At 71.1% G+C, this 20,256-nt stretch carries 13 protein-coding genes and 1 tRNA gene; 2 read left to right on the top strand and 12 right to left on the bottom strand.

Features of this window, described 5'->3' with window-relative positions:
- Positions 1-92 precede the first annotated feature (92 nt).
- Positions 93-959: an Fpg/Nei family DNA glycosylase gene (locus KUM39_RS26835; RefSeq protein ID WP_217788371.1), complete on the top strand. Its 867-nt coding sequence runs from the start codon at positions 93-95 to the stop codon at positions 957-959.
- A 65-nt stretch (positions 960-1,024) separates the two neighbouring features.
- Here the strand turns inward: KUM39_RS26835 and KUM39_RS26830 are convergent, their stop codons facing one another.
- The 10 genes from KUM39_RS26830 to KUM39_RS26785 all read right to left on the bottom strand — a co-directional run bounded on the left by KUM39_RS26830 (position 1,025) and on the right by KUM39_RS26785 (position 16,091).
- Positions 1,025-1,279 carry a hypothetical protein gene (locus KUM39_RS26830; protein ID WP_308288255.1) on the bottom strand — a complete coding sequence of 85 codons (255 nt, stop codon included), beginning with the start codon at positions 1,277-1,279 and terminating at the stop codon, positions 1,025-1,027.
- A 10-nt stretch (positions 1,280-1,289) separates the two neighbouring features.
- Positions 1,290-1,760: a Dps family protein gene (locus KUM39_RS26825; RefSeq protein WP_217788370.1), complete on the bottom strand. Its 471-nt coding sequence runs from the start codon at positions 1,758-1,760 to the stop codon at positions 1,290-1,292.
- A gap of 295 nt (positions 1,761-2,055) precedes the next feature.
- Complete coding sequence (locus KUM39_RS26820; protein ID WP_217788369.1) at positions 2,056-2,430, bottom strand: helix-turn-helix domain-containing protein; 375 nt, start codon at positions 2,428-2,430, stop codon at positions 2,056-2,058.
- Positions 2,431-2,539: 109 nt separating this feature from the next.
- Positions 2,540-3,085 carry a CinA family protein gene (locus tag KUM39_RS26815; RefSeq protein WP_217788368.1) on the bottom strand — a complete coding sequence of 182 codons (546 nt, stop codon included), beginning with the start codon at positions 3,083-3,085 and terminating at the stop codon, positions 2,540-2,542.
- Complete coding sequence (gene pgsA / locus KUM39_RS26810; protein WP_217788367.1) at positions 3,082-4,005, bottom strand: CDP-diacylglycerol--glycerol-3-phosphate 3-phosphatidyltransferase; 924 nt, start codon at positions 4,003-4,005, stop codon at positions 3,082-3,084. The genes KUM39_RS26815 and pgsA overlap by 4 nt, the downstream gene beginning before the upstream one ends.
- Positions 4,002-5,474, bottom strand: coding sequence for a 30S ribosomal protein S12 methylthiotransferase RimO (gene rimO, locus KUM39_RS26805; protein ID WP_217788366.1), 1,473 nt, complete (start codon positions 5,472-5,474; stop codon positions 4,002-4,004). The genes pgsA and rimO overlap by 4 nt, the downstream gene beginning before the upstream one ends.
- Before the next feature lie 94 nt (positions 5,475-5,568).
- A complete protein-coding gene (locus tag KUM39_RS26800; RefSeq protein ID WP_217788365.1) occupies positions 5,569-6,411 on the bottom strand; it encodes a helix-turn-helix domain-containing protein in 843 nt (280 codons plus the stop codon).
- A gap of 304 nt (positions 6,412-6,715) precedes the next feature.
- Entirely contained in the window at positions 6,716-9,511 is a 2,796-nt protein-coding gene (locus tag KUM39_RS26795; RefSeq protein ID WP_217788364.1) for a DNA translocase FtsK, read from the bottom strand.
- Between the two features lie 147 nt (positions 9,512-9,658).
- On the bottom strand, positions 9,659-10,330 hold the full coding sequence (locus KUM39_RS26790; RefSeq protein ID WP_217788363.1) for a response regulator: 672 nt from the start codon (positions 10,328-10,330) through the stop codon (positions 9,659-9,661).
- A 289-nt stretch (positions 10,331-10,619) separates the two neighbouring features.
- Complete coding sequence (locus KUM39_RS26785) at positions 10,620-16,091, bottom strand: HAMP domain-containing protein (RefSeq protein WP_217788362.1); 5,472 nt, start codon at positions 16,089-16,091, stop codon at positions 10,620-10,622.
- Between the two features lie 412 nt (positions 16,092-16,503).
- On the opposite strand from KUM39_RS26785, the gene KUM39_RS26780 reads away from it, so the two are divergent.
- Positions 16,504-19,263, top strand: coding sequence for a SpoIIE family protein phosphatase (locus tag KUM39_RS26780; RefSeq protein ID WP_217788361.1), 2,760 nt, complete (start codon positions 16,504-16,506; stop codon positions 19,261-19,263).
- Positions 19,264-19,312: 49 nt separating this feature from the next.
- Here KUM39_RS26780 and KUM39_RS26775 read toward each other — a convergent pair.
- Positions 19,313-19,385, bottom strand: a tRNA-Thr gene (locus KUM39_RS26775).
- A 94-nt stretch (positions 19,386-19,479) separates the two neighbouring features.
- Positions 19,480-20,142, bottom strand: a complete 663-nt coding sequence (locus KUM39_RS26770) for a DegT/DnrJ/EryC1/StrS family aminotransferase (protein ID WP_217788372.1) — start codon at positions 20,140-20,142, stop codon at positions 19,480-19,482.
- Positions 20,143-20,256: the final 114 nt, after the last annotated feature.

Raw genomic sequence — 20,256 nt, 5'->3', positions numbered from 1 at the left:
GGGTCCGCCAGCAACTCCTGTGTGCGGCGGCGCAGTTCGTCGGCGTCGGTCATGCGGCTGCCCCACCCCCCACCACGTGGCACGCTGGACCCATGCCCGAAGGAGACACGGTCTGGCAGGCGGCGAGACGGCTGCGCGAAGCCCTCGCGGGCAAGGTGCTGACGGTGACGGACTTCCGGGTGCCGAAGTACGCCACGGTGGACCTCCGGGGCCGTACGCTCCTCGACACCGTGGCGCGGGGCAAGCACCTGCTGACCCGCTTCGAGGGCGGCCTCACTCTGCACTCCCACCTCCGCATGGAGGGCGCGTGGAAGGTGTACGCCCCCGGTGAGCCCTGGCGGGGCGGCGCGGCGCACCAGATCCGCGTCGTCCTGAGCACCGGGGACCGCACCGCCGTGGGCTACCGCCTGCCGGTGCTGGAGTTCCTGCCCACCCCGGAGGAGGAACGCGCCGTGGGTCACCTGGGTCCGGATCTCCTCGGCGCCGACTGGGACCCGGAACTCGCCCTCGCCAACCTCCGCGCCGACCCCGCCCGGCAGCTCGGCGAGGCCCTGCTCGACCAGCGCAACCTGGCCGGGATCGGCAATGTCTACAAGAGCGAGCTGTGCTATCTCCTCGGCGTCACCCCGTGGCTGCCGGTCGGCCTGCTCCCCGAAGACCGCGCCACCCGCCTCCCCGGCCTCGCCAAGAGGCTGCTGGAAGCCAACCGCGACAATCCGATCCGCCGCACCACGGGCCTGAACCGCCCCCCGGACCTCTTCGTCTACGGCCGCACCCCGCGCCCCTGCCTCCGCTGCGGCACCTCGATCCGCGTGGCCGATCAGGGCGACGGCTCCCAGGAACGCCCGACCTACTGGTGCCCCCACTGCCAAAAGGGCCCCACCCCGCCCCCTACCGCCCCCCAGCACTGGCGCGAACGCCACCTCTACGGCCCGTCCCGGCGCCGCACGGCCCGCTGACCCCGACCACCCCGCGAGGCCCCGGCCGGGAACCGAAACGCACCCGCTCCGCCCCCTACCCCTGCCTACCCCTGCCGGTCCGCCACCGCCCCCACCCGCCAAGCCGCCCGCCACCGCCCGGCCACCAACGCCCCGTCGGCCTCCCGCTTGGCGACACAGTGCACCGGAAGCACACTCAGCCCCCACCCCGCGAGGACGACCGCGCCCTCCACCCCGGCCCCGTGCCCGAGCGCGAGTCGCAGCGCGGCCCACCACCAGACGGCACCCAGCACCAGCACGGCCCCCCGGCCTGCTATCCGCCCCACTCGTCGGCCCGACACGCGCGGGCGCTCACTGGTTCTCCGCCTGGAACATCCAGTGATGCTTCTCCAGGTCGGCCGTGATAGTGATGAACATGTCCTGGGAGACCGGGTCGGGCTCATCGGTGGCCGTGATCCGCTCGCGCATCCGGGTGATGGCGGCGGCCAGCACCCGCACCATCGCGCCGACCGCGTCCGTGTCCTTGGTCCAGCCGGGCTCGACGGCGCCGAGACCGCTGCCGGAGGCGACCGTACCGGCGCGGCCGTCGGGCGAGATACCGAGGGCGGAGGCCCGCTCGGCCACCGTGTCGGAGTGGGCGCGCGCGGAGGTGACCACGTCGTCGAGCTGGAGATGGATGGAACGGAAGCGCGGCCCGACCACGTTCCAGTGGATCTGCTTGGCGACCAGCGACAGGTCGATCAGATCGACCAGGGCACTCTGCAGGGCCTCGGCCACGATCTTCAGGTCGGCGTCGGGCAGGGAGCTCTTGACGACGTTCATCCGCTACCTCCGGAGGCTCTGCGCGGTCGTACTCCGGCCGCATTCCTCCCCCACGATGACCGGCCCCCCGTACCCCGGCAAACGCATGCACACCGGAACAGAGCCATTCGGGGCGCCCACCCCGACACCCCACGCCCACCCGATCACCCAGGTCTCCGGAGAATCCCGCCCGCGCACACCCCTCAACGACGAGAACCCCGCCCAAGCCCCAGTTCCCTGGGCCCCGGACGGGGTTCCGCACATCCAACCGGTCAGACCACGCGGGGCTGTCCGACCACGCTCACAAGCGCGCCCCTCAGGCCGCGACCACGTCCACAGCCTCGGCGGGGGCCTTGATGGTCACCCGTTCCGGCGGGACACCGGTCACCGAGACGGCACCCAGCATCGGACGGACCGGCGTGGGGACGGGTTCGGTGGCGGCGGCGGACTGGGCCAGTTCGGCGAGTGCCAGCTCGTCGCTGACCTCCCGCATGAGTTCCGACATCCGTACGTCCAGCGCGTCGCAGATCGCGGAGAGCAGTTCGGATGACGCCTCCTTCTGCCCCCGCTCCACCTCGGAGAGATAGCCGAGTGAGACTCGGGCGGACGAGGAGACTTCGCGCAGAGTACGGCCCTGGCGCTGGCGCTGCCGACGCAGCACGTCACCCAGCAGGCGACGGAGCAGAATCATCGGTGGCTCCCTCCTCGGACCGCGTAGCCGCATCCTTCTCGCCCCACCGTACCGCCTCGCGCCGCGGCCGTGCGGGGAGCGATGTCGTGTTCACTCTGGGCTGCAAACATCAAAACCCCCCGTTCCGTTCCGTATCCTGTGCCCGCTGATTCCCGGTCTGTTCGCCCGCCAGTTCCGCGAGGAGTAGGGCGAGCACGCTCCGTGCACTCTCCATACGGATTTCCGTACGGCTGCCGTTCAACCGCAGTGCGGCCACTTTTCCGCCTCCGGCGCGCTCGGCGGTGGCGTCCGGCGGCCCGGAAACGGCCACGAAGACCGTCCCGACGGGCTGTCCGTCCTGCGGGTCGGGACCGGCGACACCGGTGGTGGCGATGCCCCAGTCGGCCGACAGGGCGGTGCGCACACCGGCCGCCATCTCCGCCGCGACCTGCGCGTCCACCGCGCCCCGCCGGGCCAGCAGATCGGCGTCCACACCGAGGACGCGGTGCTTCAGCTCGGTGGCGTAGGCGGTGACGGAGCCGCGGAAGGCGCGGGACGCACCGGGCACCGCCGTGATCTCCGCCGCGACCAGACCACCGGTCAGCGACTCCGCGACGGCGAGGGTCTCACCCCTCACTGTCAGTAGCCGCACGAGTTCGGTGGCCGGAGAGTTCACGCTTTCGTCTCCTCCAACGCCCTTGCCCGCTCGGCGATTCCCCTTCGCCGCAGCAGCATGGCCTGTTTCACATAGTCGAGCCCGGTGACCACGGTCAGCACGACGGCGGCGGCCATCACCCAGAACCTGAGGGTGGCCAGCCAGCCCGTCAGCGCCAGGACGTACATCCCCACGGCCACGCCCTGGGTGAGCGTCTTCAGCTTGCCGCCCCGGCTCGCCGGGATCACGCCGTACCGGATGACCAGGAAACGCAGCAGCGTGACGCCGAGTTCCCGGCCGAGGATGACGACCGTCACCCACCAGGGCAGATCACCCAGCGCGGAGAGACAGATCAGCGCGGCGCCCATGATCGCCTTGTCCGCGATCGGGTCCGCGATCTTGCCGAAGTCGGTGACCAGGTCGTAGGTGCGGGCCAGATGGCCGTCGAACAGGTCGGTGATCATGGCGATGGCGAAGGCCGCCCAGGCCAGCGAGCGCCAGGCGGGGTCGTAGCCGCCGTCCGCGAGCATCAGCGCGACGAATCCCGGCACCAGCAGCAGCCGCAGCATCGTCAGCAGATTGGCGACGTTCCAGACGCTCGCCTGGTTGACGGCGGCGGCGGCGATCTTCGCACCGCGCGGATGCCGCGTCCCGTCCGGCCCGCCCGCGCCCACCGCACCAGCGGACTCCCCACCGCCCGCGACACCGGAGCCCGCACCGGAAGCGGAGCCCGTACGACCAGCGGCACCGGAGCCCGCACCGGCCGCCGAGCCCGCCCCCGCACCAGAGACACCAGAGGCACCCGAGGCGCCAGAAGCAGCGGACGCGCCGGACGCACCCGGCCGCCCGGAATCCGTACCGGCCGCCCCCTCGGCGGCGGAGCCCCGAGCGCCTTTGCCGCCGGTGGCACCGCCCCCGGCGGAGGCCGGGACTCCGGTCATCCGGCCGTCTCCTCACGGCCCGCGAGCGGGCCCGTCAGCGGCTCCGCGACGAGATCCACGCCCTCGGTGCCGATCACCTTGGCCTCGACGATACGGCCGACGGCCAGGCCCGCGCCGCTCGTGAGCAGCACCTGCCCGTCGGTCTCGGGCGCCTGGTGCGCGGCCCGGCCGCACACGCCGTCCTCGCCGTCCAGGGACTCCACGAGGACGTGCACGGTCTCCCCGACGCGCTCCTCGGCGCGCTGCGAGACGAGTTCCTCCGCGAGCCGGGAGACCCGCGCCAGGCGCTCCGCGACGACGTCCTCGGGCAGCTTGTTGTCGTACGTGGCCGCCTCGGTGCCGTCCTCGTCGGAGTAGCCGAAGACACCGATCGCGTCCAGGCGGGCGCCGTTCAGGAAGCGCTCCAGCTCCGCGAGGTCGGCCGCGCTCTCGCCGGGGAAGCCGACGATGAAGTTGGAGCGCACACCGGCCTGGGGCGCCTTGGAGCGGATGGTGTCCAGCAGCTCCAGGAAGCGGTCGGTGTCGCCGAAGCGGCGCATGGAGCGCAGGACGGCGGGCGCGGAGTGCTGGAAGGACAGGTCGAAGTAGGGCACGACGTTCGGCGTGGAGGTGAGCACGTCGATCAGGCCGGGCCGCATCTCGGCGGGCTGGAGGTAGCTGACCCGCACCCGCTCGATGCCGTCCACCTCGGCCAGCTCCGGCAGCAGCGACTCCAGCAGCCGGATGTCGCCCAGGTCCTTGCCGTAGGAGGTGTTGTTCTCGGAGACCAGCATGACCTCCTTCACACCCTGCTCGGCCAGCCAGCGCGTCTCGTTCAGTACGTCGCTGGGGCGGCGCGAGATGAAGGAGCCGCGGAAAGAGGGGATGGCGCAGAACGAGCAGCGGCGGTCGCAGCCCGAGGCGAGCTTGACCGAGGCGACGGGCGAGCCGTCCAGACGGCGGCGCAGCGGCGCGCGCGGACCGGAGGCGGGGGCGACGCCCTCGGGCAGGTCGGTGGGGCCGTGGCCGGGCAGCGCGACGGCGGTGGCGGACTCCTGCCGCTCGGCCGGGCTGATCGGCAGCAGCTTGCGGCGGTCGCGCGGGGTGTGGGAGGCGTGCACGCCGCCGGAGAGGATGGTGGTCAGGCGGTCGGAGATGTCGGAGTAGTCGTCGAAGCCGAGTACGCCGTCGGCCTCGGGCAGCGCCTCGGCCAGCTCCTTGCCGTACCGCTCGGCCATGCAGCCCACTGCCACGACGGCCTGGGTTCTCCCGTGGCCCTTGAGGTCGTTGGCCTCCAGGAGGGCGTCCACGGAGTCCTTCTTGGCGGCTTCCACGAAGCCACAGGTGTTCACGACGGCGACATCCGCTTGGGCGGCGTCCTCGACGAGCTGCCAGCCGTCCGCCTCCAAACGGCCTGCCAGCTCCTCCGAGTCCACCTCGTTACGGGCGCAGCCGAGAGTGACGAGTGCGACGGTACGGCGTTCAGGCATGGGCTCAAGACTACGTTGTCCGGCCGCCCGCCCATGTCGAAGGGGTTGGCCGCGCACGGCCAACCCCTTCGTACGAGCGCCCGCGGGGGCCGGTTCAGCCGGCCTCGGGGTCGCCCTTGGTGTAGGTCAGCCGCTGCACGGAGCCGGGCTGGAAGGTGTCCTCGATCTTCTTGCCGTTGACGTAGAGCTGGATCGCTCCGGCGTCACCGAGGATCAGGTTGATCTTGGTGCTGTCCTGGAAGGTCTTGGACTCGCCCTTCTTCAGCAGTCCGTCGAAGAGCATCCGCCCGTTGTGGTCCTTGGCGGAGATCCAGCTGCGTCCGTCGGGCGCGCTGACCCGGACGGTGACCTTGTCCTGGGGCGCGGCGGCGATGGCGCTGTCGCCGGGCTCGGTGGCGGGTGCGGTGGGCTTGTCGGGGGTGCCGCTGGGTGTGGCGGACGGGCTGGGCGTGGCGGAGGTGCCACCGGCGAGCTGGGACTTCGCGTCGTTGCCGCCGTCACCGCCCTTGAACGCGGTGAAGCCGACGAATCCGACGACGGCGACGATCGCGGCGACCATCGCCGCGGTCCAGTTGGGGCCGCGCCGCTCGGGGCGGATACGTTCCGCCTCGAAGAGGGGGGCGGCGTGGGTGGGTGCGGTGCGGGTGCCGTGCTCGGACTCGAAGCGCGCGAGCAGGGGTTCCGGGTCGAGGTTGACGGCCTTGGCGAGGGTGCGGATGTGCCCGCGTGCGTAGACGTCGCCGCCGCAGGGCGCGAAGTCGTCGCCCTCGATGGCGTGCACGATGCCGCTGCGGACACGGGTGGCGCTGCTGACGTCGTCAACGGTGAGCCCGGCAGCGATGCGCGCCTGTCGCAGCGCGCTGCCCACGGAGGGACGGGCTTCCTCGGACGCGTCCTCGAACGGACGCTCGTCTTCAGGGGAGTTGCCGATGGACACGGGGGCGCCTTTCGAGCGTTTAAGCCGCCTGTGCTGGGAGTTCAGTCTAGGGGGGAGCCGCGGGGTGGAGCGACCGGGTGGTGGCGTTCGTACGCCTTAGGACAATCCGATGGTGGGACAGACACATACCCCGGTTGGAGATCCGTAGCTGTCCTGTCCCTCAACTGGACGTATGGCAAAGGGAAACGGTTGCCCCGGTCCCGGCAACGGGTCGGTCACGGCACTGAGCCACCCGGCGTAACAGCGACACGCCGGGTGGCTCGTGGGACGGTGCGGCGGGCCCGGCCCGCCTGCCGGGGGGGGCTCAGCCCGCGGACTCCCCGCGGATGACGGCCAGCACGCCGTCCAGTTCGTCGGGCTTGACGAGGACGTCGCGGGCCTTGGAGCCCTCGCTGGGGCCGACGACGTTCCGGGACTCCATGAGGTCCATCAGGCGGCCCGCCTTGGCGAAGCCGACGCGCAGCTTGCGCTGGAGCATGGAGGTCGAGCCGAACTGGGTGGAGACGACCAGTTCGGCGGCCTGGCACAGCAGGTCCAGGTCGTCGCCGATGTCCTCGTCGATCTCCTTCTTCTGCTTGGTGCCCACGGTGACGTCGTCGCGGAAGACGGGCGCCATCTGGTCCTTGCAGTGCTGGACGACGGCCGCGACCTCCTGCTCGGTCACGAACGCGCCCTGCATACGGGTCGGTTTGTTCGCGCCCATCGGCAGGAACAAGCCGTCGCCCTTGCCGATCAGCTTCTCGGCGCCGGGCTGGTCGAGGATGACCCGCGAGTCCGCCAGCGAGGAGGTGGCGAAGGCCAGCCGGGAGGGCACGTTGGCCTTGATCAGGCCGGTGACCACGTCCACCGAGGGGCGCTGCGTGGCGAGCACCAGATGGATACCGGCGGCCCGCGCGAGCTGGGTGATGCGGACGATCGCGTCCTCCACGTCACGCGGCGCGACCATCATCAGGTCGGCCAGCTCGTCCACGATCACCAGCAGGTACGGGTACGGCTGGAGCTCGCGCTCGCTGCCGAGCGGCGGTTTGGCCCTGCCCTCGCGGACGGCGCGGTTGAAGTCGTCGATGTGCCGGTAGCCGTAGGCGGCGAGGTCGTCGTAGCGGAGGTCCATCTCGCGGACCACCCACTGGAGCGCCTCGGCGGCCCGCTTGGGGTTGGTGATGATCGGGGTGACGAGGTGCGGGATGCCCTCGTAGGCGGTGAGTTCGACGCGCTTGGGGTCCACCAGGATCATCCGGACGTCCTCCGGGGTCGCCCGCATCATGATCGAGGTGATCAGGCAGTTGATGCAGGACGACTTGCCGGAGCCGGTGGCGCCCGCGACCAGCATGTGCGGCATCTTGGCCAGCGAGTGCATGACGTACCCGCCCTCGACGTCCTTGCCGAACGCGACCAGCATCGGGTCGTCGTCCTCGGCGGACTCCGCGAGCCGCAGCACGTCACCGAGGTTGACCATCTCCCGGTCCGTGTTGGGGATCTCGATGCCGACGGCGGACTTGCCGGGGATGGGGCTGATGATCCGCACGTCGGGGCTGGCGACGGCGTATGCGATGTTCTTGGTGAGCGCGGTGATGCGCTCGACCTTCACGGCGGGCCCGAGTTCGACCTCGTAGCGGGTGACCGTCGGGCCGCGGGTGAAGCCGGTGACGGCCGCGTCCACCTTGAACTCGGTGAAGACCTGGGTGAGCGAGGCGACGACCGCGTCGTTGGCCTCGCTGCGCGCCTTGCCGGGGCCGCCCCGCGTGAGCAGGTCCAGCGAGGGCAGCGAGTAGGTGATGTCACCGGAGAGCTGGAGCTGTTCGGCGCGCGGGGGCAGCTCGCGGGGCTCCTCGGGGGCTTTCTTGGTGAGGTCCGGGACGCTGCCCGCCTCCCGCTTCTCCAGCTTGGGCCGGGCGGCGGGCACGGGTGCCGGGGTGGGTGCGGGCGCCGCCGGAACGGGCAGCTCTTGCGCCTCGGGTTCCGGTTCGGGTCCGGGTGCCGGGGCCGGGGCGGGCACGGGGGTGGTCTCCTCGCGGTCCCCCACGGTGACGCCCTGGGTGAGGTCGGCGACGACCGGGGACGGCGGCATGCCGTGCAGTACGGCCCCGTCCAGCGCGGCGGCAGCGGCGGCGGCGACGTCCACGGCGTCCAGCGGGCCCCGCATGTCCGGCTGCGGCACCGCCGAGCGCCGGGGGCGTCCGCGCCGCTGCGCGAGCGCCTGCTCCTCGGCGTCCTCCGGGCCGTAACCCAGCGGCGGGGTACGGCGCTTGCGGGGGGCCGGGGTCAACTCCTCGCGCCACTGCTCGTCGTAGCGCTCGTCGTCCTCGGTGGTCTCGTACTCCGCCGGGTCGGGGAGCAGGCCGAGGCGGACGCCGAGGGCGCGCAGCCGCTGCGGGATCGCGTTGACCGGCGTGGCGGTCACCACCAGCAGCCCGAACACGGTGAGCAGCACCAGCAGGGGTACGGCCAGCACCTCGCTCATGGTGTACGTCAGCGGGGTCGCCGCCGCCCAGCCGATCAGGCCGCCCGCGTCCCGTATGGCGCGCATGCCGTCGGCGCGGGCGGGCGAGCCGCACGCGATGTGGACCTGGCCGAGCACCCCGACGACCAGCGCGGAGAGCCCGATGACGATCCGCCCGTTGGCCTCCGGCTTCTCCGGGTGCCGGACGAACCGTACGGCGACGACGGCGATCAGTATCGGGACGAGCAGGTCGAGCCGGCCGAAGGCGCCGGTCACCAGGATCTCCACCAGGTCACCGACCGGGCCGCGCAGATCGGCCCAGGTCCCGGCGGCGACGATCAGCGCGACACCGAACAGCAGCAGCGCGACGCCGTCCTTGCGGTGCGCGGGGTCGAGGTTCTTCGCGCCCTGCCCCATGCCCCGGAACACGGCGCCCACGGCGTGCGCGAGGCCCAGCCAGAGGGCGCGCACCAGCCGGTACAGACCGCCGGTGGGACTGGGGGCCTGGCGGGCGGGAGCGGCCTTGCGGGCCGGGGCCCTCTTCGCGGGGGCCCGCTTGGCGGGGGCCCTCTGCGCGGCGGCCTTGCGCGCCGGAGCCTTCGCGGGAGCGACCGCCTTCTTCGCGGGCGCCTTCTTGGCTGCCGAGGGACGTGAGGCCATGAGAGCGAGGTTACCGGGGGAGACCACGGGGGACACGTGTGCCCGACGCTTCACCCGTTCGTGTCGCCGATGCCCGGTCGCGGAACTGACGCGCCCTCACCACCGAGCGGAACGGGCCCTGTCGGTGCCAGGGCCCGGCTCCGTACCTCAGCTCTGCGGGGCCACCGGGCCCGGTCCGGTGCCCGGCTCCAGCGCGTCCAGCGCACGGCGCAGACCGGTGAGCTTGCGCTCCAGGTGCGCGGCCGTGGCGACCGCCGCCGCGTCCGCCGACTCGTCGTCCAACTGCTTGGACAGCGCCTCCGCCTGCTCCTCCACGGCCGCGAGCCGCGCCGACAGCTCCGCGAGCAGACCCGCGGGCTCCTTCCCCGCGACCGCGCCGCCCTTGCCGCCCTCCAACTGGAGGCGCAGCAGCGACGCCTGCTCCCGCAGCTGGCAGTTCTTCATGTACAGCTCGACGAAGACCGAGACCTTCGCGCGCAGCACCCACGGGTCGAACGGCTTGGAGATGTAGTCCACCGCGCCCGCCGCGTACCCCCGGAAGGTGTGGTGGGGGCCGTGGTTGATCGCGGTGAGGAAGATGATCGGGATGTCCCGTGTCCGCTCGCGCCGCTTGATGTGGGCGGCCGTCTCGAACCCGTCCATGCCCGGCATCTGGACGTCCAGCAGAATGACCGCGAAATCGTCCGTGAGCAGTGCCTTGAGCGCTTCCTCCCCTGACGATGCCCGGACCAGTGTCTGATCGAGCGCAGAGAGGATGGCCTCCAGCGCCAGCAGATTCTCCGGCCGGTCATCGACCAGGAGGATCTTGGCCTTCTGCATTGTGGCCCGCCCTCCTCGCCCCGGCGGTACACCGGGCGCCGCCCCAGGGGACGACTCCCTTTCGTCGCCCGTCCTTGTGCCGGTCATCGTAGCCGCACCCCGACCGTCGCCACACCCTGTCACCGCGATGTCACTGCGTACACCACGGAAAACGCGGGCGCCGGCGGGAAGGTTCCCGGAATCCCGGCCTCCCCCGGACTTCTCCGCACCGGGGGCGCTGGCAGCACCCTGCCACGCGGCTCACCCCCGGCGTCCGCCGGGGGCGGCACGCGCACCGGATCGCCCGGTATCAGTCACCCGCCATCCACTGCCGCATGACCGACAGCAGGTGATCGGGATCGACCGGCTTGGTGACGTAGTCGGAGGCGCCCGACTCGATCGCCTTCTCCCGGTCGCCCTTCATCGCCTTCGCGGTCAGCGCGATGATCGGCAGCCCAGCGAACTGCGGCATCCGCCGGATCGCGGTGGTCGTCGCGTAGCCGTCCATCTCCGGCATCATGATGTCCATCAGCACCACGGCCGCGTCGTCGTGCTGCTCCAGCACCTCGATGCCCTCCCGGCCGTTCTCCGCGTACAGCACCGAGAGACCGTGCTGCTCCAGCACGCTGGTCAGCGCGAACACATTGCGGATGTCGTCATCGACGATGAGCACCTTCTCGCCCGAGAACCGCTCCGCGTGGGGCGGCGCCTGCGCGCCCTCCTGCTCCCCCACGGTCGCCCACTGCTCGGGCCGCTGCTCCGGCGGCGGCATGCTCCGCCGACGCCGCCGGAACAGCGCGGCGGCACCGTTCTGCGTCTCCCGGTACGACTTCACCTCGGCCGGAGTCTCGATCCTCGGCGGCGCCGCCTCCAGTGCGGGAACCTCGCCCTCGCTGTCGGAGGCCGCGACCAGCTCGCCCGCCTCCATCGGCGCCACCGCCTGCTGGTAGCCCTGCGGGGGCAGCTGGCTCGGGTGCAGCGGCAGGTACAGCGTGAACGTGGAGCCGCGCTCCGGCTCGCTCTGCGCGTGGATCTCACCGCCGAGCAACTGCGCGATCTCCCGCGAGATGGACAGCCCCAGGCCGGTGCCGCCGTACTTGCGGCTGGTCGTGCCGTCCGCCTGCTTGAACGCCTCGAAGATCACCCGCATCTTGCTAGCCGCGATACCGATCCCGGTGTCCGTCACCGAGAACGCGATCAGCGGCGCGTCCGGGTCCGAGAGCGACCCGGTGTCCACCAACTGCTCCCGGATACCGGCCGGAACACCCGCCCCGGCCGGCCGGATCACCAGCTCCACCGACCCGGAGTCGGTGAACTTCACCGCGTTGGACAGCAGGTTCCGCAGCACCTGGAGCAGCCGCTGCTCGTCGGTGTGCAGGGTGGCGGGCAGCTCGGGCGACACCCGCACCGACAGGTCGAGGCCCTTCTCCGCGGTCAGCGGCCGGAACGTCGCCTCCACGTAGTCCACCAGCTGTACGAGGGCGATCCGCGTCGGCGAGACGTCCATCTTGCCCGCCTCGACCTTGGACAGGTCCAGGATGTCGTTGATGAGCTGGAGCAGGTCGGACCCCGCCCCGTGGATGGTCTCCGCGAACTCCACCTGCTTCGGCGTCAGATTGGTGTCCGCGTTGTCCGCGAGCAACTTGGCAAGGATCAGCAGGGAGTTGAGCGGCGTACGCAGTTCGTGGGACATGTTGGCGAGGAACTCGCTCTTGTACCGCATGGACACCGCGAGCTGTTCGGCACGTTCCTCCAGGACCTGCCGGGCCTCCTCGATCTCGGTGTTCTTCACCTCGATGTCCCGGTTCTGCCGGGCCAACAGCTCGGCCTTGTCCTCCAGTTCGGCGTTGGACGCCTGGAGTGCCTTCTGTCGGTTCTCCAACTCCGCCGACCGCTCCCGCAGTTGCTCGGTCAGCTCCTGCGACTGCTTCAGCAGCTGCTCGGTCTTGGTGTTGACGGAGATGGTGTTGACCGAGGTCGCGATCATCTCCGCGATCTGGTTGAGGAAGTCCCGCTGGATCTGCGTGAACGGCGTGAACGACGCCAGCTCGATCACGCCCAGCACCTTGCCCTCGAACACCACCGGCAGCACGATCACCTGCGCGGGCGGTGCCTCCCCGAGCCCCGAGGCGATCTTCAGATAGCCGACCGGCGCCTGGTCCACCAGGATCGGCCGCCGCTCGTCCGCCGCCGTCCCGATCAGCCCCTCACCGGGCCGGAACGACGTCGGCATGGAACCCATCGAGTAGCCGTACGAGCCCAGCATCCGCAGCTCGTAGTCGTCCTCCGAGGCACCCGCGAGGTCCTGCCCCTCGGCCAGCGGCATCGTCAGGAAGAACGCGCCGTGCTGCGCGGACACCACCGGGGTCAGCTCGCTCATGATCAGCGAGGCCACGTCCTGGAGGTCCCGGCGTCCCTGCATCAGCGCCGAGATCCGCGCCAGGTTGCCCTTCAGCCAGTCCTGCTCCTTGTTGGTGATCGTGGTGTCGCGCAGGTTGGCGATCATCTTGTTGATGTAGTCCTGGAGTTCCAGGATCTCGCCGGAGGCGTCCACGTCGATCTTCAGGTTCAGGTCGCCGCGGGTCACCGCGGTCGCCACCCGGGCGATGGCCCGCACCTGCCGGGTGAGGTTCTGCGCCATCTCGTTCACGGACTCCGTCAGGTCCCGCCAGGTGCCGTCCACGTCCCGCACCCGCGCCTGACCGCCCAGCGCGCCCTCCGTGCCCACCTCGCGGGCCACCCGGGTGACCTCCTCCGCGAACGAGGACAGCTGGTCCACCATCGTGTTGATCGTGGTCTTCAGCTCCAGGATCTCGCCCCGGGCGTCGATGTCGATCTTCTTCGTCAGATCGCCCTTGGCGATGGCCGTGGTCACCATCGCGATGTTCCGCACCTGACCCGTCAGGTTGGACGCCATCTGGTTCACCGACTCGGTGAGGTCCTTCCAGGTGCCCGCCACTCCCGGCACGTGCGCCTGACCGCCCAGGATGCCGTCCGTGCCCACCTCGCGGGCCACCTTGGTCACCTGGTCGGCGAACGAACTCAGCGTCCGCACCATCGTGTTGAAGGTGTCCGCGAGCTGCGCCACCTCACCGCTCGCCTCGATGGTCACCTGGCGCGTCAGGTCGCCGTTCGCGACGGCCGCCGCCACCTGGGAGATGTTCCGCACCTGCGTGGTCAGGTTGTTGGCCATCAGGTTGACGTTGTTGCTCAGGTCCTTCCAGATGCCCGTGACACCCGGCACATGCGCCTGACCGCCGAGAATGCCCTCGGTGCCCACCTCGCGCGCCACCCGCGTCACCTGCTCGGCGAAGCTCGACAACTGGTCCACCATCGTGTTCACGGTGGTGACCAGCTCCAGGATCTCGCCCTTGGCGTCCACGGTGATCTTCTTCGACAGATCGCCCTTGGCGACCGCCGTCGTGACCTCCGCGATGTTGCGCACCTGGCTCGTCAGGTTGTTCGCCATGAAGTTCACGGACTGCGTGAGGTCCTTCCAGGTGCCCGAGACACCCTGCACCTCCGCCTGACCGCCGAGCATGCCCTCGGTGCCCACCTCCCGGGCCACGCGGGTGACCTCCTCCGCGAACGAGGACAGCTGGTCCACCATCGTGTTGAGGGTGTTCTTCAGCTCCAGGATCTCGCCCTTGGCGTCCACCGTGATCTTCTGCGACAGGTCACCGCGCGCCACCGCCGTCGCCACCTGCGCGATGTTGCGGACCTGCGCGGTGAGGTTCCCGGCCATGCCGTTCACCGAGTCCGTCAGGTCCCGCCACACCCCGGCCACGCCCGGCACCTGCGCCTGACCGCCGAGCCGCCCCTCGGTGCCCACGTCCCGCGAGACACGGGTCACCTGGTCCGCGAACGCGGAGAGCTGGTCCACCATCGTGTTGATGGTGTTCTTCAGCTCCAGGATCTCCCCGCGCGCGTCCACGTCGATCTTCTGCGACAGGTCGCCGTTGGCCACCGCCGTCGTCACCTGCGCGATGTTCCGCACCTGGGACGTCAGGTTCCCGGCCATGAAGTTGACGGAGTCCGTCAGCTCCTTCCAGGTGCCCGACACCCCGTTCACCCGCGCCTGACCGCCCAGGCGGCCCTCCGTACCCACGTCCCGCGCCATCCGCGTCACCTGGTCGGCGAAGCTCGACAGCTGGTCCACCATCGTGTTCACGGTGTTCTTCAGCTTCAGCATCTCGCCGGAGACGTCCACCGTGACCTTCTGCGACAGGTCGCCGTTGGCCACCGCCGTCGTCACCTGTGCGATGTTCCGCACCTGCCCGGTCAGGTTGCGGAACGCCGTGTTGACCGAGTCCGTCAGGTCCTTCCACGCTCCGGCCGCGCCCGACACCTGCGCCTGACCGCCCAGCTCGCCCTCGACACCGATCTCCCGCGCGACACGGGTCACCTCGGCACCGAACGCCGACAGCTGGTCCACCATCCCGTTGACGGTGTTCTTCAGCTCCAGCATCTCCCCGGCCACGTCCACCGTGACCTTCTGCGACAGATCACCGCTCGCCACCGCCGTCGTCACCGTGGCGATGTCCCGCACCTGCGTGGTCAGGTTCCGGAACACCGTGTTCACGGAGTCCGTCAGGTCCTTCCAGATGCCCGCCACACCCGGCACGTTCGCCTGCCCGCCGAGCCGCCCCTCCGCGCCGACCTCGCTGGCCACCCGGGTGACCTCGTCCGCGAAGATCCGCAGCGTCTCGGTCATCTGGTTGATCGTCTCGGCCAGCTGCGCGACCTCGCCCCGCGCCGGAACGGTCACCTTCTGCGACAGATCGCCGTTGGCGACAGCTGTCGTCACCTGCGAGATCCCGCGCACCTGCCCCGTCAGGTTCGACGCCATCGTGTTGACGGAGTCGGTCAGCTCCTTCCACACCCCGGCCACGCCCGGCACCTGCGCCTGCCCGCCGAGAATGCCCTCAGTGCCCACCTCACGGGCCACACGGGTCACCTCGGAGGAGAACGACGACAACTGCTCCACCATCGTGTTGACGGTGTTCTTCAGCTCCAGCACTTCCCCGGCCACGTCCACCGTGACCTTGCGCGACAGATCACCACGCGCCACCGCCGTCGTCACATGCGCGATGTCCCGCACCTGCGCCGTCAGCCGGTTCGCCATCGTGTTGACCGACTCCGTCAGGTCCTTCCACGAACCCGACATGCCCCGCAGCCGTGCCTGCCCGCCGAGCTTGCCCTCGGTGCCGACCTCGACGGCGACCCGCGTCACCTCGTCGGTGAACGTGGACAACTGGTCCACCAGGCTGTTGACCGTACGGCCGACCTTCAGGAACTCGCCCCGCAACGGATGCCCGGTGCCGTCCGGGGCCTGCGTCCGCAGATCCATGCGCGGCGACAGATCGCCCTCCGCGACCGCCGTCAGCACCCGGCCGACCTCGGAGACCGGCCAGACCAGATCGTCCACCAGCGCGTTGGAGTTCTCGATCGCCGTCGCCCACGAGCCCTCGCAGGCCCCCGTGTCCAGCCGCTCCGTGAGCTTTCCCTCACGGCCCACCATGCGCCGTACCCGCGACAGCTCACCGGTCAGATGCAGGTTCCGGTCCGCCACCTCGTTGAAGACGGCCGCGATCTCCGCCATCACGCCGTCCCCGGACACCGTGAGCCGCTTGCGGAAATTGCCGTCACGCATCGACACGAGCGCGGCCATCAGCCTGTTCAGGGCAGCCGTGTCCACGGTCGTCGTGCCACCGCCCCTGCCCACGGAGGGTCCGCCCTTCGCGCGCGCCTTCGTGCCCCGCGTCGCTGCGCCAGACTCCACTGTGTCCCTCCCGGAGGGGTAGACCGTCACTGCTGCTCCACTCGGCCACGCCGGACCGGTGCGCCGGTCCCCCGGCACGCCGGATGTTCCCACGTCGTCGTTACCGCTCGGTATACCCGCCGGACCACGACCGCCCGCACTCGGGGCTGCTGCCCACCCTGCGGCCGTCGCACGCGGACCGGCCGGACCTTCGTCACAAGCCTGCCCAGTGTTTCACCCCGGCCGAACCAGGCCATAACAGTTCGGCAGCTTCGCACACCGTCCGCACACCACGGGGGCGTGAACTCCGCCGACCGGCCTCCACCGCGACGGCGAAGGTAAGTAACCTTGGCGGCGGCTGTCCAGCCGCACGTCCGACCGGTCTGGACGGCGGCAGCAGATCGAGCGGGCATCGGAGGGACGGCCGCACACCATGACCACCGGACTGATTTCCGGGGAGGACCATCCCCAGGAACCGAGGCCGACGGACGAGCGGATGCCGCGGCAGCGGCGCGAGCCGGACGGCCCCGCAGCCCAGCACGCCGACAACCGGTCGAGGAGTTCCGTGATCACCGCGCGCGCGGCCGCCAGTTTCAAACCCGTCGGACGCTCCGTCGCCACGGCCCGCTCCTTCGTCCGCGACACCCTGCAGGGCTGGGGCTTCGCCGACGTCGTGGACGACGCCGTCGTCCTCACCAGCGAACTGGTCACCAACGCCGTGGTCCACGCCGGTACCCACGCCGAGGTCCTCTGCCTCCGCTCCGAGGACGGCGTACGCGTCGAGGTCTCCGACCGCTACCCCGAGCGTGAGGTACCCGTCCAGACCTCCCCCCTGCCGATGGGCAGCCCCGACCGCGAGGGAGGCCGCGGCCTCCAGCTCTGCGCGGCCCTCGCCACCCGCTGGGGCGTGGACTACACCCCCACCCACAAGAGCGTCTGGTTCCACCTCGACCTGCCCGAACGCCCCGTGGGCACCCGCACCGCCGGACCCTCCCTCCCCGCCGACCTCCTCCCGCTCGCCGACGGCCGGGTCCGCGTCGCCGTCCTCCAGATCGACCGCACGGGCACCGTCGGCTCCTGGAACGAGGACGCCGAGGAAATGTTCGGCCACACCGCCGACCACGTCGTCGGACGGCCCCTCACCGACCTCGCCGCCTGGCCGCACACCCCCGGCACCAGCACCGGCATCGCCGAGGCCCTCCAGTTCTCCCGCTGGGAGGGCAGCTACGGCATCCGCGGCTCCGACGGCCGGGTCGTCTCCGTCTACGCCTCCCACCTGCGCGTCCGCGACACCGGCGGCGAGCCCTCCACGGTCTGCCTGCTGGTACGCGACCACGAGCGCGCGGTGCTCCAGACCCCCTCCCGGCTCCCGGCGGGCGACCAGAACACCTCCTCCGACGGACAGAGCGCCGACCCCTTCGAGGTGTTCATCGGCTCCCCCGCCCCCGACGACCTCGACGGCCTGCTCCAGCGCACCGTCGAACGCGCCCGCGACATGCTCGACGGCGACTCCGCCTTCCTGCTCCTCGCCACCGACGACGAGACGGAACTGGAGGTCCGCGCCTCCACCGGCCTGCCCTCCGCCCGCCAGCGCTTCGCCCGCGTCCCCGTCGAGGCCGGCCCCGGCCGGTACGGCTCCGCCCGCATGCCCGCCGTCCACGACGACCTCTCCGCCGTGCCCGGCGCCGTCCCGCTGCTCTCCGGCACCGGGATGCGCTCGGTCGTCACCGTCCCGCTCAAGGTCGAGGGCCGCCTCACCGGCTCCCTCGGCGTCGCCGCCGAGGCGCCGGGCCGCTACTCCAACGAGGAGGCACTACGCCTCCAGTTCGCCGCCGACCGCATCGCCCTGGCCGTGGAGTCCGCCCGCCTCGGCGAACTCGAACGCCTGCGCCGCGGCTCGCTCAGCTTCCTCGTCGAGGCGTCCGACCTGCTGGCCGGCACCCTGGACCGTGACCAGACGCTGGCCCTGATGGCCCAGATGACGGTCCCCACCCTGGCCACCTGGTGCGCCGTGTACACCATCGCCGACCAGGCGTCCGACCCCTATCTGTCGTACGTTCTGCACGAGGACGAGGAACTCATCGACGGCATCAAGTCGTTGCTGTCGAAGATCGCCCCGCCCGACCCCGTCCCCACCCCCGGCGCCCGCGTCTGGCTGGAGCCCGGCGAGGTCGCCCACAAGGCCGCCCTGCGCTCCTCGATGCGCTCCCTGGGCCTCGCGGGCGGCCCCACGCACCAGCTCTCGGCGGGCATCGGCCCCACCCTCGCCACGGCGTCCGCCGTCGGCGGCGAGACCGTCGTCCTGCCCCTGGTCGCGCGCAACCGTGTCATCGGCATGCTGGTCCTCGGCAAGCCCACCGACGAGCACTTCCGCCAGGAGATCCTGGAACTCGGCGAGGACCTCTCCCGCCGGGCCGCCCTCGCCCTCGACAACGCCCGCCTGTACTCGGAGCGCACGGCCATCAGCCAGGCCCTCCAGCGCAGCCTCCTCCCGCCCGGCATGCCCGCCATCGACGGCGTCGAGGTCGAGGTCATCTACCGTGCCGCAGGCGAGGGCAACGAGGTCGGCGGCGACTTCTACGACCTCTTCCCCATCGGCAACGGCGCCCACGGCTTCGCCATCGGCGACGTCTGCGGTACGGGCCCCAACGCGGCGGCCGTCACGGGCCTCGCCCGGCACGCCCTGCGCCTGCTGGCCCGCGAGGGACTCTCCGGCCCGGCCGTCCTGGAACGCCTCAACTCCGCGATCCTCGACGAGGGCGACCGCAGCCGCTTCCTCACCCTGCTCTACGGCGAGCTGCGCACCCGGCCCGACGGCGGCGCCGAACTGAAGGTCGTCTGCGCCGGTCATCCGCTCCCGCTGCGGCTCCGCCAGGACGGCACGGTCACCGCCGCCGCCGAACCCCAGCCCCTGCTGGGCGTCATCGAGGACCTGGAGCTGTACGAGCAGACAGTCACCCTCGAACCCGGTGACGTCCTGCTCTGCGTGACCGACGGCGTCACCGAACGCCGCGAGGGCAGCCGCATGCTGGGCGACGACGGCCTCGCGGACGTGCTGACCACCTGCACGGGCCTCACGGCCGGAGCGGTCGCGGCCCGTGTGATGCGCGCCGTGGAACGCTTCGCCGCCGACGCCCCGTCCGACGACATGGCGATCCTGGCCATGCGCGTCCCCGGCCTCCAGCACGACTGAGGGCACGGAAAAGGCCCCGCCCGAATGGGCGGGGCCTTTCTTCTCGCAGAGCCCCCAAACGGAATCGAACCGTTGACCTTCTCCTTACCATGGAGACGCTCTGCCGACTGAGCTATGGGGGCTAGTCCCTTTCGAGGTTTCCCTCGCGGCAACAAGAAGATCGTACCCCGAACGGGCCCGGCTTCCCAAATTCCTTCCCGGTCCGCCCCGGCCCGCTCAGAAAGCGGGCTGAAGCAGTCCCCCGAGCGCGTTGCAGGCGGACACGATCCGCTGCAACTCCCGCTTGGTCAGGGCCGCATCGACCGGAAGCGCCAACGTCTCGTCGGCGGCCCGCTCGGTTTCGGGCAGCGCCACGCACCGCCGGAACTCCGGCAGCCGGTGCACCGGCGTCTTCACCGGCACCCGGCACTCGACGCCCCGAGCCCGCAACGCCCGCGCGAACGCGTCCCGGTCGGGCCGCCCGTTGCCCGGCACCCGCACCACGTACTGCTGATAGCTGTGCGCGTCACCACCATCGGGGACCCGCACCCCCTTCAACCTCGCGTCCAGGTAAGCGGCCCGCTCCCGCCGCCGCGCCATCTCGTCGTACGGCGCCTCGGACTCCCCCTGCTCCAGCACCAGCAGCTCGTGGCGCCGCCCGATCACGTGCAACCGCGCGACGTCCGCCCGCCGCCCGAACCGGTGCACCACAACTACGGCCGCGGTACGGGACGTTACGGCCGCTTCCACGGCGGCCGGGTCCAGACAGTAGGTGGACGGGTCTATGTCGGCGAACACCGGAAGCGCGCCGACCAGCGTGACGGCCTCGGCCACCTCGACGTTCCCGAAGGCCGGGACGATCACCTCGTCACCGATGCCCACACCGGCGGCCCTGAGCATTGCAGCAGTACCCATGTGAGGCATCGTGGGCGCGGAACGTGAACGTAAAGTTAAGCCCAACAGAAAAAGGGCGAATCCTGAACCGAAGTTCGGGATTCGCCCTTTTCAAAGATT

It is taken from the genome of Streptomyces corallincola (assembly GCF_019104725.1).
In the GTDB taxonomy this organism is placed as follows: Bacteria; Actinomycetota; Actinomycetes; order Streptomycetales; family Streptomycetaceae; genus Streptomyces; species Streptomyces corallincola.
Note: the sequence above shows the minus strand (reverse complement) of the source record. Positions and strands in the feature narration are given on the sequence as shown.

What these genes read in the sequence shown, in the direction of transcription:
- KUM39_RS26835 (WP_217788371.1), top strand. Translation starts at nt 93, where the DNA reads ATGCCCGAAGGAGACACGGTCTGGCAGGCGGCGAGACGGCTGCGCGAA.
- KUM39_RS26825 (WP_217788370.1), bottom strand. Translation starts at nt 1,760, where the DNA reads ATGAACGTCGTCAAGAGCTCCCTGCCCGACGCCGACCTGAAGATCGTG.
- KUM39_RS26820 (WP_217788369.1), bottom strand. Translation starts at nt 2,430, where the DNA reads ATGATTCTGCTCCGTCGCCTGCTGGGTGACGTGCTGCGTCGGCAGCGC.
- pgsA (WP_217788367.1), bottom strand. Translation starts at nt 4,005, where the DNA reads ATGACCGGAGTCCCGGCCTCCGCCGGGGGCGGTGCCACCGGCGGCAAA.
- rimO (WP_217788366.1), bottom strand. Translation starts at nt 5,474, where the DNA reads ATGCCTGAACGCCGTACCGTCGCACTCGTCACTCTCGGCTGCGCCCGT.
- KUM39_RS26795 (WP_217788364.1), bottom strand. Translation starts at nt 9,511, where the DNA reads ATGGCCTCACGTCCCTCGGCAGCCAAGAAGGCGCCCGCGAAGAAGGCG.
- KUM39_RS26790 (WP_217788363.1), bottom strand. Translation starts at nt 10,330, where the DNA reads ATGCAGAAGGCCAAGATCCTCCTGGTCGATGACCGGCCGGAGAATCTG.
- KUM39_RS26780 (WP_217788361.1), top strand. Translation starts at nt 16,504, where the DNA reads ATGACCACCGGACTGATTTCCGGGGAGGACCATCCCCAGGAACCGAGG.
- KUM39_RS26770 (WP_217788372.1), bottom strand. Translation starts at nt 20,142, where the DNA reads ATGCTCAGGGCCGCCGGTGTGGGCATCGGTGACGAGGTGATCGTCCCG.